The 13,648-nt window shown below is 69.8% G+C and carries 13 protein-coding genes; 8 read left to right on the forward strand and 5 right to left on the reverse strand.

Annotated elements, in window-relative coordinates; genetic code table 11:
* Positions 1-77: 77 nt before the first annotated feature.
* Both FFF93_RS02340 and FFF93_RS02345 read left to right on the forward strand, forming a co-directional pair.
* Complete coding sequence (locus FFF93_RS02340; protein WP_138767498.1) at positions 78-887, forward strand: SDR family NAD(P)-dependent oxidoreductase; 810 nt, start codon at positions 78-80, stop codon at positions 885-887.
* Entirely contained in the window at positions 884-2,101 is a 1,218-nt protein-coding gene (locus tag FFF93_RS02345; protein ID WP_138767497.1) for an acyl-CoA dehydrogenase family protein, read from the forward strand. The genes FFF93_RS02340 and FFF93_RS02345 overlap by 4 nt, the downstream gene beginning before the upstream one ends.
* 136 nt (positions 2,102-2,237) lie before the next feature.
* On the opposite strand, the gene FFF93_RS02350 is transcribed toward FFF93_RS02345, so the two are convergent.
* Complete coding sequence (locus FFF93_RS02350; RefSeq protein WP_138767496.1) at positions 2,238-3,077, reverse strand: DUF1684 domain-containing protein; 840 nt, start codon at positions 3,075-3,077, stop codon at positions 2,238-2,240.
* Between the two features lie 16 nt (positions 3,078-3,093).
* Complete coding sequence (locus tag FFF93_RS02355) at positions 3,094-3,726, reverse strand: TetR/AcrR family transcriptional regulator (protein ID WP_138767495.1); 633 nt, start codon at positions 3,724-3,726, stop codon at positions 3,094-3,096.
* A 191-nt stretch (positions 3,727-3,917) separates the two neighbouring features.
* Here FFF93_RS02355 and FFF93_RS02360 point away from each other — a divergent pair, with 191 nt between their 5' ends.
* The 3 genes from FFF93_RS02360 (at position 3,918) to FFF93_RS02370 (ending at position 8,016) form a co-directional block, all read left to right on the forward strand.
* The gene (locus tag FFF93_RS02360) at positions 3,918-4,598 is read left to right on the forward strand and encodes an NADPH-dependent F420 reductase (protein ID WP_138767494.1); all 681 of its coding nucleotides are present in this window, start codon (positions 3,918-3,920) and stop codon (positions 4,596-4,598) included.
* A 242-nt stretch (positions 4,599-4,840) separates the two neighbouring features.
* Complete coding sequence (gene ppc / locus FFF93_RS02365) at positions 4,841-7,660, forward strand: phosphoenolpyruvate carboxylase (protein ID WP_138767493.1); 2,820 nt, start codon at positions 4,841-4,843, stop codon at positions 7,658-7,660.
* Between the two features lie 50 nt (positions 7,661-7,710).
* Complete coding sequence (locus FFF93_RS02370) at positions 7,711-8,016, forward strand: hypothetical protein (protein ID WP_138767492.1); 306 nt, start codon at positions 7,711-7,713, stop codon at positions 8,014-8,016.
* On the opposite strand, the gene FFF93_RS02375 is transcribed toward FFF93_RS02370, so the two are convergent.
* Positions 8,013-8,657 carry a DedA family protein gene (locus FFF93_RS02375; RefSeq protein ID WP_138767491.1) on the reverse strand — a complete coding sequence of 215 codons (645 nt, stop codon included), beginning with the start codon at positions 8,655-8,657 and terminating at the stop codon, positions 8,013-8,015. The genes FFF93_RS02370 and FFF93_RS02375 overlap by 4 nt on opposite strands.
* A 72-nt stretch (positions 8,658-8,729) precedes the next feature.
* Entirely contained in the window at positions 8,730-9,704 is a 975-nt protein-coding gene (locus FFF93_RS02380; protein ID WP_138770250.1) for an RluA family pseudouridine synthase, read from the reverse strand.
* 158 nt (positions 9,705-9,862) lie between these two features.
* Here FFF93_RS02380 and FFF93_RS02385 point away from each other — a divergent pair, with 158 nt between their 5' ends.
* Together FFF93_RS02385 and FFF93_RS02390 are read left to right on the forward strand one after the other, a co-directional pair.
* Positions 9,863-10,522 carry a helix-turn-helix domain-containing protein gene (locus FFF93_RS02385; RefSeq protein WP_138767490.1) on the forward strand — a complete coding sequence of 220 codons (660 nt, stop codon included), beginning with the start codon at positions 9,863-9,865 and terminating at the stop codon, positions 10,520-10,522.
* Entirely contained in the window at positions 10,515-11,207 is a 693-nt protein-coding gene (locus FFF93_RS02390; protein ID WP_138767489.1) for an SRPBCC domain-containing protein, read from the forward strand. Before FFF93_RS02385 ends, FFF93_RS02390 begins: the two co-directional genes overlap by 8 nt.
* Before the next feature lie 154 nt (positions 11,208-11,361).
* Here the strand turns inward: FFF93_RS02390 and FFF93_RS02395 are convergent, their stop codons facing one another.
* The gene (locus tag FFF93_RS02395; RefSeq protein WP_138767488.1) at positions 11,362-12,891 is read right to left on the reverse strand and encodes a PLP-dependent aminotransferase family protein; all 1,530 of its coding nucleotides are present in this window, start codon (positions 12,889-12,891) and stop codon (positions 11,362-11,364) included.
* Positions 12,892-12,952: 61 nt separating this feature from the next.
* On the opposite strand from FFF93_RS02395, the gene FFF93_RS02400 reads away from it, so the two are divergent.
* Positions 12,953-13,606, forward strand: a complete 654-nt coding sequence (locus FFF93_RS02400) for a YitT family protein (RefSeq protein WP_138767487.1) — start codon at positions 12,953-12,955, stop codon at positions 13,604-13,606.
* Positions 13,607-13,648 lie beyond the last annotated feature (42 nt).

Here is a 13,648-nt window from a genome sequence, read left to right on the forward strand (position 1 = left end):
CTAACTAATGTTCCCTGGTGCCGGTGGGCTGCTTACAGCTTCACGGCCGGGTTGCGGTTCCACATCAAGGAGGATGCATGGACGTCTTGGGTACTGTCGCGCTGATTACCGGCGGCGCTTCCGGGTTGGGGGCCGCGACGGCCCGCCGGCTGTTCGCCGCCGGCGCGTCCGTGGTGCTGGTGGACCTGCCGGGCTCGGCCGGGGAGGCCTTCGCCGCCGAACTCAACGCGCCTGCTGGCGGCGGTGCGCCTGAGCAGGCCAACCGCGCCGTCTTTGTCGCCGCGGACGTCACCAGCGAAGAGCAGGTGCAGGCCGCGGTTGACGCCGCCGTCGCCCTCGGCCCGCTGCGGATCGTGGTGAACTGCGCCGGCATCGCCACCCCGGGCAAGGTGCTGGGCCGCGACGGCGTGCTCCCGCTGGAGACGTTCAGCCGGGTCATCCAGATTAACCTCGTGGGCACCTTCAACGTGATCCGCCTGGCCGCCGCCGCGATGGCCGCCACCGAGCCGGCCGTCACGGAACTGGGCGGCCCGGAGCGCGGGGTCATCATCAACACCGCCTCCGTCGCAGCCTTCGACGGCCAGATCGGGCAGCCTGCCTACTCCGCCTCCAAGGGTGCCGTGGCCGCCATGACGCTGCCGATCGCCCGCGAACTGGCTCGTTCGCTGATCCGCGTGGTCACGATCGCGCCCGGCATCTTCGAGACCCCCATGATGGCCGGACTGCCGCAGGAGGCACAGGAGTCGCTGGGTGCGCAGGTGCCGCACCCGTCCCGGCTGGGCCGCCCTGCCGAGTACGCGAACCTGGCCGCGCACATCGTGGACAATGCCATGCTCAACGGCGAGACCATCCGGCTGGACGGCGCCATCCGGATGGGACCGAAGTGACGCACGACGTAGACAGCCCTGCCCCGGTCGACCCGGCACTCGCCGGGCTGCCGGCGGCCGATTTCTTTGCTTTCGAATCCCTGCTCAGCGCCGCAGAGCAGGCGAAACTGGCCGAACTCCGGGAGTTTCTGGCCCGCGAGGTGGCACCGTTCGCCACCCAGTGGTGGAACGACGCCGAGTTCCCCGCGCACATCCTGCCCAAGCTGGCCGCGCTGGAGCTCAGCGCCCCGGCCCAGCGCGGCTACAGCAACCTGTTTGCCGGCCTTGTCATCGCCGAAATGACCCGGGTGGACACCTCGCTCGCGACGTTTTTCCTGGTCCACCACGACCTGTTCGTGGAGTCGCTTTACGGCTTCGGCTCCGAAGAGCAGAAGGCCCGTCTGCTGCAGGACGCAGCAAACCTGCGGACCACCGGGGCCTTCGCGCTGACCGAGCCGGACCATGGCTCCGACGTCGCCGGTGGCATGGAAACCACCGCTCGCCGCGTGGCCGGCGGGGAAGCGGGCGACTACTGGGTGCTCAACGGCGCCAAGCGCTGGATCGGCAACGGGACGTTCTGCGACTACATGCTGGTCTGGGCCCGGGACGAGGCCGACGGCGGCATCCGCGGCTTTATCGTCGACGCGACGCTGCCCGGCGTGAGCCGGAGCCGGATCGAAAACAAGATCGCGCTGCGCACGGTGCAGAATGCCGACATCGTGTTCGACGACGTCCGGGTGGCCGAGTCGGACCGCTTCGCCGGGATCAACAGCTTCGAGGACACCAACGAGCTGCTCCGCGGCTCGCGCATCATGGTCGCCTGGCAGGGTGTGGGCCAGCAACTGGCGGCGTTCGATGTCGCCCGGCGGTACACCGTCGAGCGCCGGCAGTTCGGGCGGCCGCTGGCGAAGTTCCAGCTGGTGCAGCAGCAGCTGGTAACGATGCTCGGCAACGCCGTGGCGAGCATGGGGATGATGGTCCGGATTGCCCAGCTGCAGGATGCGGGCGCCGCAGACATGCCCCAGGTGGCGCTGGCGAAGTCCTACGTGAGCGCCCGGATGCGCGAAACCGTTGCGATGGGCCGGTCCCTGCTGGGCGGCAACGGGATTGTGACCGACTACGCGATGGCCAAGATCTTCGCTGACGCCGAGGCGATCTACACCTACGAGGGCTCGTACGAGATCAACACCCTGATCGTGGGCCGCGCCGTGACCGGGGTCTCCGCGATCGTCTAGCCCCCGCCCCCGACACCCCCGCCGCCATCCAGCGCGAACGTACACTTGAGGCCCTGAATCTGCGGGTTTTGGGGCCTCAAGTGTCCGTTCGCGCCGTGGGGTGGGGCCCGAAGTGTCCGTTCGCGCAAGGGCGGGGCTAGGCGAAGGGCTGCTTTTCGCCGGCTTCGATCCGGTAGTCCAGGCTGTTGTTCTTCACCGGCATGGGGCAGGTGCCGTACGGGGTGAACGCACTGGGGTAGTTGATGGCCCGGTTGAAGTCCAGGATCACCGTCCTGTTTCCCATGGAATCGACGCGGGGCCGGGCGGTCGAGACTTTGCGCCACTCATCGGTGCTCAGCCCGTTGGTCTCGTCGTGGAACGTCACCGTGAGGGCGCCAAGCTTCTCCTCCTCGGCCTGAAGGCGGCACTCGTGCTCCTGGCCCGGAAGCCGGAAGACGAGCTCGCCGACGGAGCGGTGCACACCGTCCACCAGCGGGTTGGCGGTCCCGATGGGCACATCCACCGGTTCAGGGTAGGGCAGGAAGCGCGCCTCGATGACCAGATCAGGCCGGTAATCGAAGGTCGGCACGCCGTCGAACCCGGTGAACACCGGCGACGCCGAATCCCGGGTGCGGATCGCATACTTGTTGGCCCGCATCGCGAGCTCCACTCTGACCCGCCTGCCGTCGTCGCCGCCGAACTGGACCCACATTAGCGATTCCTCATCGGCCAGCTTCGCGCTGACCGACCCGTCGACGGGCTCACCCGTCCCGACCAGCGTCAGCCCGTCGGCAGCGGCGGCGGTCAGGAACGCCGTCGTGCCATCCGTGGACCACAGCCCGGGGGCGAGCTCAACGGCGGACGGCGAGTCTCCCAGCCATTGGAAGGACGTCAGGGTCAGCCAGCCGTAGTCGCTGGCCAGGGCCTCGTTGCGGTTCTTCCGGAAGCGCTGCCAGCGGGCAAGCTGCGGGTCGGCAGGGGGCGCGTCGGTGGTCATGGGAACCCTCCAGGGATCAGGAGACGGGCGAAGGTGCCAGGGCGGCGGCGACCAGTTGCGCAGCGGTGGCCCGGGCGGCCGCGGCAGCGGCAGGGTCGGCGTCGAGCACCCCGCTGGCCAGGCCGCCGTCGAGGACGAGGGTCAGGCTGCGGGCCAGCCCGTCCGGATCTGGCGCGCCTGCGCTGTCGGAAAGGTCCCGGATCCAGGCCAGGATGTCCTGCTTGTGGGCAACCGTCCGTTCGTGCACGCGGGTGCCCGACGCCGATTCGGCGGCGGCGTTGATGAAGGCGCAGCCGCGGTAGCCGTCGCGGCGGCAGGCGGTTGACAGGGCGTCGAAGAGGCCAACCAGCTGGGCTGCCGGGTCCGGCCCGGCGGCCTCGGCGGCGGCATGCAACTGCCCGGTCCAGACCCCGTCCACCTGTTCCAGGTAGGCCAGGATCAGGTCATCCTTGGCCGGGAAATACTTGTAGAAGGTGGCCTTGGCGACCCCGGATTCGGCGATGATCGTGTCGATGCCGGCGGCCCGGAGGCCGTGGGCGTAAAACAACCGGAAGGCCGTCGCCAGGATCTTGTCCTTGGCCTGACCTGCCGGCGTCCGGACCGCCCGCGGCCCGGCGGTTGGTGCGGCGGCTGCTGCTGTCGGCGTCATAGCTTCATGGTACACAGACCAGTCTGTCCGGTCTTGCGGATGTCGCGGCCATCTGTCAGCTCCGACGTCCGCGAATGCCCTGCGGCCCACACTCCTTGCTGTAGACAGTTCTGTCTGGTAGCGTCTCGCCCAGCGGTAGACGAACTTGTCTACTCTCCGAAACTCGAGAACCCTTCCTGAATGAGGTCCCCATGAAAATTGCAGTCTTTGGCACCGGTATGGTCGGCCCCACGGTGGCGGACGCCCTGGCAAAGCTTGGCCACGACGTCGTCATCGGAACCCGCGATCCGCAGGCAACGCTGGCGCGGACCGAGGCCGGGCCGATGGGCGGCGTGCCGTTCGCCCAGTGGCACGCGGAGCACGGCGACATCCCGGTGGCCACCTTCGCCGAGGCGGCGGCCGGCAGCGACCTCGTTGTCAATGCCACCAACGGCACCGGCTCCCTGGACGCGCTCACCGCAGCCGGAACGGCCAACATGGCCGGCAAGGTCGTCATGGACATTGCGAACCCGCTCGACTTCTCCCAGGGTTTCCCGCCGTCGCTGAACCCGGTCAACACGGACAGCCTCGGCGAGCAGCTCCAGCGGGCTTTCCCGGAGGCGCGCGTGGTCAAAACGCTCAACACGATGAACGCCACTGTCATGGTGGACCCGGCCAGCGTGGCCGGCGGAGACCACTCCGTGTTTGTCTCTGGCAACGACGCGGACGCCAAATCGGTGGTGGCCGGGTTGCTGGCGGACCTCGGCCACCGCGACATCATCGACCTGGGCGACATCACCACCGCCCGCGGCACGGAGATGCTCCTTCCGATCTGGCTACGGCTGTGGGGCGCCTTCGGGAACGCGGACTTCAACTTCAAGATCGCCCGCTAGGCCCGCCAGGCCCGCGAAGACCCGCCCAACTGGCTCGCAGTTGTTGTCGTTTGGAGCGCTCAAAACGACAACAACTGCGGACTACTTGGGCCGACGCGCCCCCGTCAAGGCCCCGGACAGTATCTGAGACGGATTCCCGGGGCAGCCCGTGAGCCGGGTAACATCCCATGGGTACAAGTAACCCGGCTCACAGTATCCAGCGCAGTGTACGAGCCACGTCGAACCCTCGAAAGATAGTTTCCATGGCTGACACTGCATTCACTTCCGGCACGGATCTGGCCTCAGAACTGCGCGCCGACGTCCGCCGGGTGTCCACCCTCCTCGGCGAATCCCTGGTCCGCCAGCACGGTCCCGAGCTCCTGGACCTTGTGGAGCAGGTGCGCCTGCTGACCAAGGAGTCCAAGGAGGCCGCCCGGGGCGGCGCCGATGCCACCGGGCCGTGGAGCTCGTACGACGTCGTCGCCCAGGTCCGCGAACTGCTCGGCTCCCTGCCGCTCGAGCAGGCCACCGACCTCGTCCGGGCCTTCGCGTTCTATTTCCACCTGGCCAATGCCGCCGAGCAGGTCCACCGGGTCCGCGGACTCCGGAGCCGGCCGGAGAAGGACGGCTGGCTGGCCAAGGCCGTCGAAGAGATCGCGGAACAGGCCGGATCCGCCGTGCTGCAGGACGTCGTCGACGGACTCGACGTCCGGCCCATCTTCACAGCCCATCCCACCGAGGCTTCCCGCCGCTCGGTGCTGGACAAGGTCCGCCGGCTCTCCGACGTGCTGGCCGAACCCACCCTCGAGGGCACCTCGGCCCGCCGCCGCCAGGACCGCCAGCTGTCCGAGGTGATCGACCAGATGTGGCAGACGGATGAACTCCGCCAGGTCCGGCCCACCCCGGTGGATGAAGCCCGCAACGCCATCTACTACCTCACCGGAATCCTCGGCGACGCCATGCCGGAGATGCTCTCGGACCTCTCCGAGCTGCTCGCCGACCACGGCGTGACCCTGCCGGTCACCAAGGCGCCCATCCGCTTCGGTTCGTGGATCGGCGGCGACCGGGACGGCAACCCCAACGTCACGGCCGGCGTTACGCGCGAAATCCTGCAGATCCAGAACCAGCACGCCATCCGGATCAGCATTGGCCTGATCGACGGGCTGATCTCCATCCTGTCCAACTCGACCGCGCTGGCCGGGGCGGACCAGGCGCTGCTGGACTCGATCGACGTCGACCTGGGGCACCTGCCCGGGCTGGACCGCCGCGTCCTGGAGCTCAACGCGCAGGAGCCCTACCGGCTCAAACTCACCTGCATCAAGGCCAAACTGCTCAACACCGGCCGCCGGGTTGCCGCCGGCGGACCCCACGAGCCCGGCCGGGACTACGCCGCCACCGCGGAGCTGCTCGCCGAACTGGGCCTGCTGGAGCCATCGCTGCGGAACCACCAGGCCGGTCTCGCCGCCGACGGCGCCCTGGCGCGGGTCCGCCGCGCCATCGCCTCCTTCGGCCTGCACCTGGCCACCCTTGACATCCGCGAACACGCCGACCACCACCACGACGCCGTCGGGCAGCTGATGGACCGGCTCGGCGGACCCGGTGTGCGGTACGCCGAACTGAGCCGCGCCGAGCGGCTCGAGGTGCTGGGCTCCGAGCTGGCCTCCCGCCGGCCGCTGTCCGGCCACCCGATCAAGCTCGACGGCGTCGCCGACGGCACGTACGACGTGTTCCGCGAGATCCGCCGGGCCCTGCGCACCTACGGCCCCGACGTGATCGAGACTTACATCGTCTCGATGACCCGCGGCGCGGACGACGTGTTGGCGGCGGCGGTGCTGGCCCGGGAGGCCGGGCTGGTGAGCCTCTTCGGCGAGGCTCCCTACGCCAAAATCGGCTTCGCCCCGTTGCTGGAGACCGTCGAGGAGCTGCGCGCCTCGGCCGAGATTGTGGACGCGCTGCTCTCAGATTCGTCCTACCGCGAGCTGGTCCGGCTGCGCGGCGACGTGCAGGAGATCATGCTCGGCTACTCGGACTCCAACAAGGAATCCGGCGTGATGACGAGCCAGTGGGAAATCCACAAGACGCAGCGGAAGCTGCGCGACGTCGCGGCCAAGCACGGTGTGCGGGTGCGGCTCTTCCACGGCCGCGGCGGATCCGTGGGCCGCGGCGGCGGTCCGACCTACGACGCGATCATGGCCCAGCCCAACGGCGTGCTCGAAGGCGAAATCAAGTTCACCGAACAAGGCGAGGTCATCTCCGACAAGTACTCGCTGCCCGAGCTCGCCCGAGAGAACCTGGAGCTTTCCCTGGCCGCGGTGCTGCAGGGCTCGGCGCTGCACCGCGCCCCGCGCACCTCGGAGGACCAGCGCGAGCGCTACGGCCACGTCATGGAGACCATCTCCGACGCCGCGTTCGCCCGCTACCGGAGCCTCATTGACGACCCGGACCTGCCGGCCTACTTCATGGCGTCCACGCCGGTGGAACAGCTGGGCTCGCTGAACATCGGGTCGCGGCCGTCCAAGCGCCCCGACTCGGGCGCAGGCCTCGAGGGCCTGCGTGCCATCCCGTGGGTGTTCGGCTGGACCCAGTCGCGGCAGATCGTGCCGGGCTGGTTCGGCGTGGGCTCGGGCCTCAAGGCGGCGCGCGAGGCCGGCCACTCCGCCCAGCTGGTGGAGATGATGGACGGTTGGCACTTCTTCCGCTCGGTGCTCTCGAACGTGGAAATGACGCTGGCCAAGACGGATATGGACATTGCCGGCTACTACGTCTCCACCCTGGTCCCGGAAGAACTGCACCACCTCTTCCGTGCCATCCGCGCCGAGTACGAGCTGACCGTCGCCGAGATCCAGAACCTCACGGGGGAGGACCTGCTGCTCGACGCGCAGCCGACGCTCAAGCGCTCGCTCGAGATCCGCGACCAGTACCTGGACCCGATCAGCTACCTGCAGGTGGAGCTGCTGCGCCGGGTCCGCGCCGAGGCCGCCGCCGGGGAGGGCATGCCCAACGCCGAGATCGACGAACGCCTCCAGCGCGCCATGCTGATCACGGTCAACGGCGTCGCGGCCGGACTGCGCAACACCGGGTAGTCCGCGAAGCGGCCGGGCGGCCCGTCGGAGGGGCCGGATAGGGTTGTTCCATGCCGTCGTTCCAGACCAGACTCAAGATCACCGGACTAAAACCGGGCAACCCGCCGGAGGCCGTCATGCAGGCTGCCGTCGAGGCGCTCGGGACACGGCACCATGTGGAGTCCAACCAGCTGGAGCTCGCCGGCGGGGTCCCGCAGCTGAACCTGCGCTTCCTGGTGGACGCCACGGCCTACGCCGCCGAGAACAGCCAGGCGCTGGAGTCGGCCGCCATGATGCGCGACGCCGTCGAACGCGTGGCGGTGACCGGAAACCTGACCGTGCTGCGGCGCAACCGCGGCCGCTGGGCGCCGGTCTAGAAGTCCAGTTCCTCGTCGGGGTCCGCGGCGGCCGACCCCGACTCGACGACGGGGGACCGGTTCCCTCGGCGGCGCGTGACGACCAGCCCGACGGCGGCGCCGATCGCGAGGCCGAGGCCCACCCCGATCAGCGAGCTCGCCCAGAACGGCAGCCGCGTTGCCGAGCCCGTGACGTAGCCCAGCCCCACCGACCAGGCAGCCCACAGCACGCCGCCCACGGCCGCGCAGAAGCTGAAGCCGCGCGTGGACACGTTCGCGATCCCCGCCGCGGCGGTGGTGGCGAGCCGGCCGCCGGGGATGAAGCGGATCCCGATGATGGCCCCGTAGGTGGACGAGCGGCCGGCCTTGGCGATGGCCAGGTGCACCGCGCCGTGGAACTTCCGGCCCCAGCTCCAACGGTCCAGCACATGGCTGAGGCGGCGCTTAAACAGCTGGAAGACCATCAGGTCGCCGAGCCAGGAGGCCAGCGCCGCGAGGACCCCCACGAGGAACGCGTTGGCGCGGCCGTCGGCCGACAGTGCTCCGGCTGTGATCACCACCATCTCGGAGGGTACCGGCGGGAAGATGGCGTCGCCGAGGACAACGGGGATGATCCAGAAGTAGATCGCGGATCCCCAGGTGTCCGCATTGGCCAGGTCCATGGGCACAAGTTACCCCATATCCGGCCGGACGCCCGGGTGCTTGGGGTTGGGTTCCGGGTGGTGCCCCGCGGCCTAGCGGGCTTCGGAGAGTTCAAGCCGGCTGCGGTACTCCACCGGGCTGCCGGTGATGGGGTCCACGAACCGGATGCCGCGGGCCAGGAGCTGGAGCGGCCTGGTGTAGTCGTCCGGCGCCTTGTCCAGCAGCTCGGGATAAAACGCGTCGTTCACAATCCCGAGTCCGAGCGAGGCCATGTGGACCCGGAGCTGGTGGGTCTTTCCTGAGTGCGGCTCCAGCCGGTACAACGCACGGCGCGGTGCGGCGGCGTCGGGCATGCCGTCGGGACCGCTTTCGGGACCGTTTTCGGCCGGCCCGGCGAAAGTGTGGAGCCGTTCAATCCGGGTCTCGGCGTTGGGCTCGCCCTCAATGACCTCGGCCAGTAGATAGCTGCGGGACTTCGTCATCCGGTTCCGCACCACGACGGGGAAGTCGACGGCGGGGTGCCCCGGCGCGGGCTCCGCCGCGGCCACGCACTCATATTCCTTCTGGACCTGGCGCTTCTCGAAGAGCACCTGGTACTTCCCGCGGGTCTCGGGGTTCGTGGAGAGCAGCAGGATGCCGGCCGTCATGCGGTCCAGCCGGTGCATCGGGACCAGGTCCGGCAGTCCCAGCTGGTTCCGCAGGCGCACCAGGGCCGACTCCTGGATGTAGGTGCCGCCCGGGGTGGTGGGCAGGAAGTGCGGTTTATCCACCACCAGGAGGTGCTCGTTCTGGTGCAGGATGTTCAGCTCCACCGGGATGCGGGGCTCCGGCGGCAGCGAGCGGTAGTACCAAATGAAGGTGTGGTGCCGCAGCGGGGTGGTCCGGTCCAGCGGGACGCCGGCCTCGCCCACGATCTCGCCGGCGTCGAACCGGTCCTCGATGCCCTGCGGGTCGATGTGCCCCCAGCGGTGCATCATGTAGTCCATCGCGGTGTCCCAAGGCCCCTCGTCCGGCAGCCGCAGGCGGGTCGCGTTCACGCCGTCGCGCACGGGCAGGGGGGATTGCATCACCGACCCATTCTACGTCGCCGCCCCCACCCGCCGTTTCGACGGTTCCCTGCCCACTCGACGCTTCGAAGCGTCGAACCGGCAGGGAACCGTCGAAACGGGCACCGACGAGAAAAAAGTTCTTGACAATAAAAACTGTCGGTGGCCACACTGGAAGCATGTTGGATATCGAAGTCATTGAGGACCCGGCCGCGGCGGAGGCCTCGCTGGACCCGATCCGGACCCGCATCCTGCGGGAGCTGGCCGAGCCCGGCTCCGCCACGCAGCTCGCCGCGAAAGTGGGCCTGCCGCGGCAGAAGGTGAACTACCACCTGAAGGCCCTGGAGCGGCACGGCCTGGTCGAGCTCGTCGAGGAGCGGCGTCGCGGCAACGTCACCGAGCGCATCCTGCGCGCGACGGCGGCGTCGTACCTGATTTCCCCGTCGGCGCTGGCCTCCGTGGCCCCGGACCCGCACCGGTTTTCGGACCGCTTCTCCGCCTTCTGGCTGCTGGCGCTGGCGGCCCGCATGGTCCAGGAACTTGGCCAGCTGATTGCCGGAGCCGGCGCGGCCCGGCAGAAACTCGCCACCTTCGCGATCGACGGGGAGATCACCTTCCGTTCGGCGGCCGACCGGGCCGCCTTCGCCGAGGAACTCGGGGCCACCGTGGCCCGGCTCGCGGACAAGTACCACGACGACGGCGGTACGGTCCCGCCGGGCGGCTCGGCCGGCGGGCACACCCGGGCTCCGGGGCGCAAGCACCGGCTCGTCGTCGCACTCCACCCGACGCTGAAGACCCAACCCAAGACCCCACATTCCAAGGAGCAGAACCATGACTGACAAGCGCGAATTCGAGATTGTTTACGACACGGAACTGCCCGGCACCCCCGAGCGCGTCTGGGAGGCGGTGACCCGCGGCACCCCGGCCTGGATGTTTCCCACGGACCAGTGGCCGGCTGTGAAGACTGTGGAGGAGCGCCCTTCCCACCTGGTCTCCCGGATGGAAGGCCCGGACGGCTGGTTCAACCAGCTCGAGCATGTCCTCGAACCGCTCGACGGCGGCCGGGCGCGGCTGCACTACGTCCACAGCGGCATCTTCACGGACGACTGGGACGGGCAGTACGACGGCGCCAGGAAGCACACGGCGTTCTACCTGCACACCCTGGGCCAGTACCTCAAGCACTTCGACGGCAAGCCCGTGGTCTTCACCGACATACAGGCACCGGCCGCGTCGCAGGTCGCGGAGGGATTCGAGCGGCTCAAGCAGGCCCTCGGAGTCGCCGGCTCGGCGCAGGGGGACACGGTGGAACTGGACGTCGACGGCGTCGGGCAGCTGTCCGCCGAGGTGGATTTCTCCAACGAGAACTTCCTCGGGCTGCGGACCGCGGACACGCTGTACCGCTTCTTCGGGCGCAACGCCTTCGGCGCGCCGGTCGGCATGACCGTCCACGACTTCAGCGGCCGCGGGGATACGGGGGCGACGGCGAAAGCCTGGGCCGGGTTCCTCGAGAAGGTCTACGCCTAGGCCCCGCTCCGCCTTTTCGACGCTCCGCCTTTTCGACGCTCCGCCGTTTCGACGGTTCCGTGCCCGTTCGATGTGTCCGCGCGTCGAGTGGGCACGGAACCGTCGAAACGGGCCCGGGGGAGGCCCGGGGGGGAGGCGGGAGCCCGCGCGGGCGTCAGGCGATGGCTGCGGCGGGCGGGGCGGGGAGGTTGCGCCGCAGTTGGGGGGAACGCTCCAGCCGGTCCTGGGCCGCGCGCAGTGCCAGCACCGCGGACTCCAGCTTCTCCGGCGGCAGGGTGAAGGGTAGGCGCAGGTAGTGCTCGAAGGCGCCGCCGACGCCGAACCTGGGTCCCGCGGCGAGCCGGATCCCGAAGTCCGGGGCGAGCACCGCAAGGGCGGTGCTGACCGGTGCCGGCAGCCGGCACCAGACCGACAGGCCGCCGTCGGGCCGTTCCGGCTCCCAGTCCGGCAGGTGTCCGCGGATGAGGTCCAGCAGGGTCTCCCGGTTCTCCCGCAGCGCGGCGAGCCGGGCCGGGAGCGGCTCGGCCAGGTCGTTGACCAGGTGCGCCGCGGCAAGCTGCTCGACCACCGGGCCGCCCAGATCCATGGTGGTGCGGGCGGCGGCGAAGCGTTGGATCAGGGGCTCGCCGGCCCGGATCCAGCCGGTGCGCAGCCCCGCCCAGTGCGACTTGCTCAGGGAACCAAGCGAGACCACCGCCGGGCTGAACGCGGCCATGGGCGTGGAACTGAGGCCGTCGAGGTTCAGCTCCCGCAGCGTCTCGTCGGCCACCAGCACGGTGCCCGACGCCGCGGCCGCCGCGACGAGGCGGCGGCGCTGGGAGTCGGGCATCAGCCGGCCTGTGGGGTTGTGGAAGTCCGGCACCAGGTACGCCATCGCCGGCCGCTGCTGCAGCAGCGCCGCTTCCATCGCCTCCACATCCCAGCCGGCGTCCCGGGCCCCCGGGCCCGCGGGCACGGCGGAACCCGAGGGGGCTTCGGTGCGGCTCGGCGCGGGCATGGCCACGGTCACCGTCCGGCAGCCGGCGGCGCGGATCGCATCGAGGGCATTGGGGTAGCTGGGATGCTCCACGAGCACCTTCCCGGACCGGCCCCCAAGGGTGCGGAGGACGATGTTCAGGGCATGCTGCGCGCCGGAGGTGACCAGGATCTGCCCGGCGGTGGTGGGCACTCCGGCCGCCGTATAGCGGGCCGCGATCGCCTCGCGGAGCGGACCCACCCCAAGGGCGTCGTAGCCGAAGCCGGGCAGCAGCGCCGGCAGCTCCGTCAGCGCGGCGGCAAACGCCCGGTGCACCACCTCGCCGCTTGCCGGCAGCGAGGCGTAGGCCAGGTCGAGGACTCCGTCCGGAACCGCCAGTCCGGGCGCGCCGCTGAGCCGCGGGCCGCCGTCGTTCGCGGCATGGCCGGGCCTGTGGCTGGGAATGCGGCTGCGGCTCCTGCTGCCCGGGCCGCCGCTGAGGAAACCTTCGTCGCGCAGCAGCGCGTAGGCGGCGGTCACGGTGGTGCGGCTGATGCCGAGGGCCGCGGCCAGCGACCGCTCGCTCGGCAGGGCGACGTCGAGCGCGATGCGGCCGTCCAGGATGAGCAGGCGCACGACGTCGGCCAGTTCGCGGTACGCGGGGGAGGCGCCGACGTTCCACCCGCCCAGCAGACGGATCAGCGAACTCGGATTCAAGGAACCGGACATAAAGCCAGTATTTCAAACTGGCTATGGATTACAAGGCCAGTTTTCGGGGAGGATGGTGGTCATGATGACCCGCAGACTCCTCCAGCTCCTGATCGGCCTTGCCCTGTACGGCGTTTCGCTGGCCATGGTCATCCGCGCCAGCCTGGGGACGGCGCCGTGGGATGTCTTCCACCAGGGGCTGGCGGGCAGGACCGGGCTGAGCCTTGGCACGGTGGTGATCATCGTCAGCTTCCTGGTGCTGCTGCTGTGGATTCCGCTCCGGCAGTGGCCCGGGGTCGGTACCGTCTGCAATGCCGTGCTGGTGGGCGTCTTTGCCGACGTCGGGCTGGCACTGATCCCGAGGTTTTCGCACCTGGGCGGCCAGGCCGCGCTCCTGGTCGGGGCAGTGCTGCTCAACGGGGTGGCCTCGGCCATGTACATTGGTGCGCGCCTCGGACCCGGCGCACGGGATGGCCTGATGACCGGGCTGGCACGGCGCACCGGGTGGCCGGTACGCGGCGCGCGGACCGGCATCGAGGTAGTGGTGCTGGGCGCCGGCTGGCTGCTGGGTGGATCCGTGGGCGTGGGGACCGTGCTCTACGCCCTGGCGATCGGCCCGCTGGTGCAACTGCTGCTGCCGCGGTTCACCGTGCCGGAACCCAGGTCCGCAGGCGAAGGCGAAGCCCGGGCAGAGGCGGAAGCAGCCGTGGCCGGGGCCTCCACTCCGGCGTCGTAGCTTCCGCGCCCCGAGTTCCGTCACAGCGAACCTGACCGCCCC

Source organism: Arthrobacter sp. KBS0702, assembly GCF_005937985.2.
Taxonomy (GTDB): domain Bacteria; phylum Actinomycetota; class Actinomycetes; order Actinomycetales; family Micrococcaceae; genus Arthrobacter.

What these genes read in the sequence shown, in the direction of transcription:
- FFF93_RS02340 (WP_138767498.1), top strand. Translation starts at nt 78, where the DNA reads ATGGACGTCTTGGGTACTGTCGCGCTGATTACCGGCGGCGCTTCCGGG.
- FFF93_RS02350 (WP_138767496.1), bottom strand. Translation starts at nt 3,077, where the DNA reads ATGACCACCGACGCGCCCCCTGCCGACCCGCAGCTTGCCCGCTGGCAG.
- FFF93_RS02355 (WP_138767495.1), bottom strand. Translation starts at nt 3,726, where the DNA reads ATGACGCCGACAGCAGCAGCCGCCGCACCAACCGCCGGGCCGCGGGCG.
- FFF93_RS02360 (WP_138767494.1), top strand. Translation starts at nt 3,918, where the DNA reads ATGAAAATTGCAGTCTTTGGCACCGGTATGGTCGGCCCCACGGTGGCG.
- ppc (WP_138767493.1), top strand. Translation starts at nt 4,841, where the DNA reads ATGGCTGACACTGCATTCACTTCCGGCACGGATCTGGCCTCAGAACTG.
- FFF93_RS02370 (WP_138767492.1), top strand. Translation starts at nt 7,711, where the DNA reads ATGCCGTCGTTCCAGACCAGACTCAAGATCACCGGACTAAAACCGGGC.
- FFF93_RS02375 (WP_138767491.1), bottom strand. Translation starts at nt 8,657, where the DNA reads ATGGACCTGGCCAATGCGGACACCTGGGGATCCGCGATCTACTTCTGG.
- FFF93_RS02380 (WP_138770250.1), bottom strand. Translation starts at nt 9,704, where the DNA reads ATGCAATCCCCCCTGCCCGTGCGCGACGGCGTGAACGCGACCCGCCTG.
- FFF93_RS02385 (WP_138767490.1), top strand. Translation starts at nt 9,863, where the DNA reads ATGTTGGATATCGAAGTCATTGAGGACCCGGCCGCGGCGGAGGCCTCG.
- FFF93_RS02390 (WP_138767489.1), top strand. Translation starts at nt 10,515, where the DNA reads ATGACTGACAAGCGCGAATTCGAGATTGTTTACGACACGGAACTGCCC.
- FFF93_RS02395 (WP_138767488.1), bottom strand. Translation starts at nt 12,891, where the DNA reads ATGTCCGGTTCCTTGAATCCGAGTTCGCTGATCCGTCTGCTGGGCGGG.
- FFF93_RS02400 (WP_138767487.1), top strand. Translation starts at nt 12,953, where the DNA reads ATGATGACCCGCAGACTCCTCCAGCTCCTGATCGGCCTTGCCCTGTAC.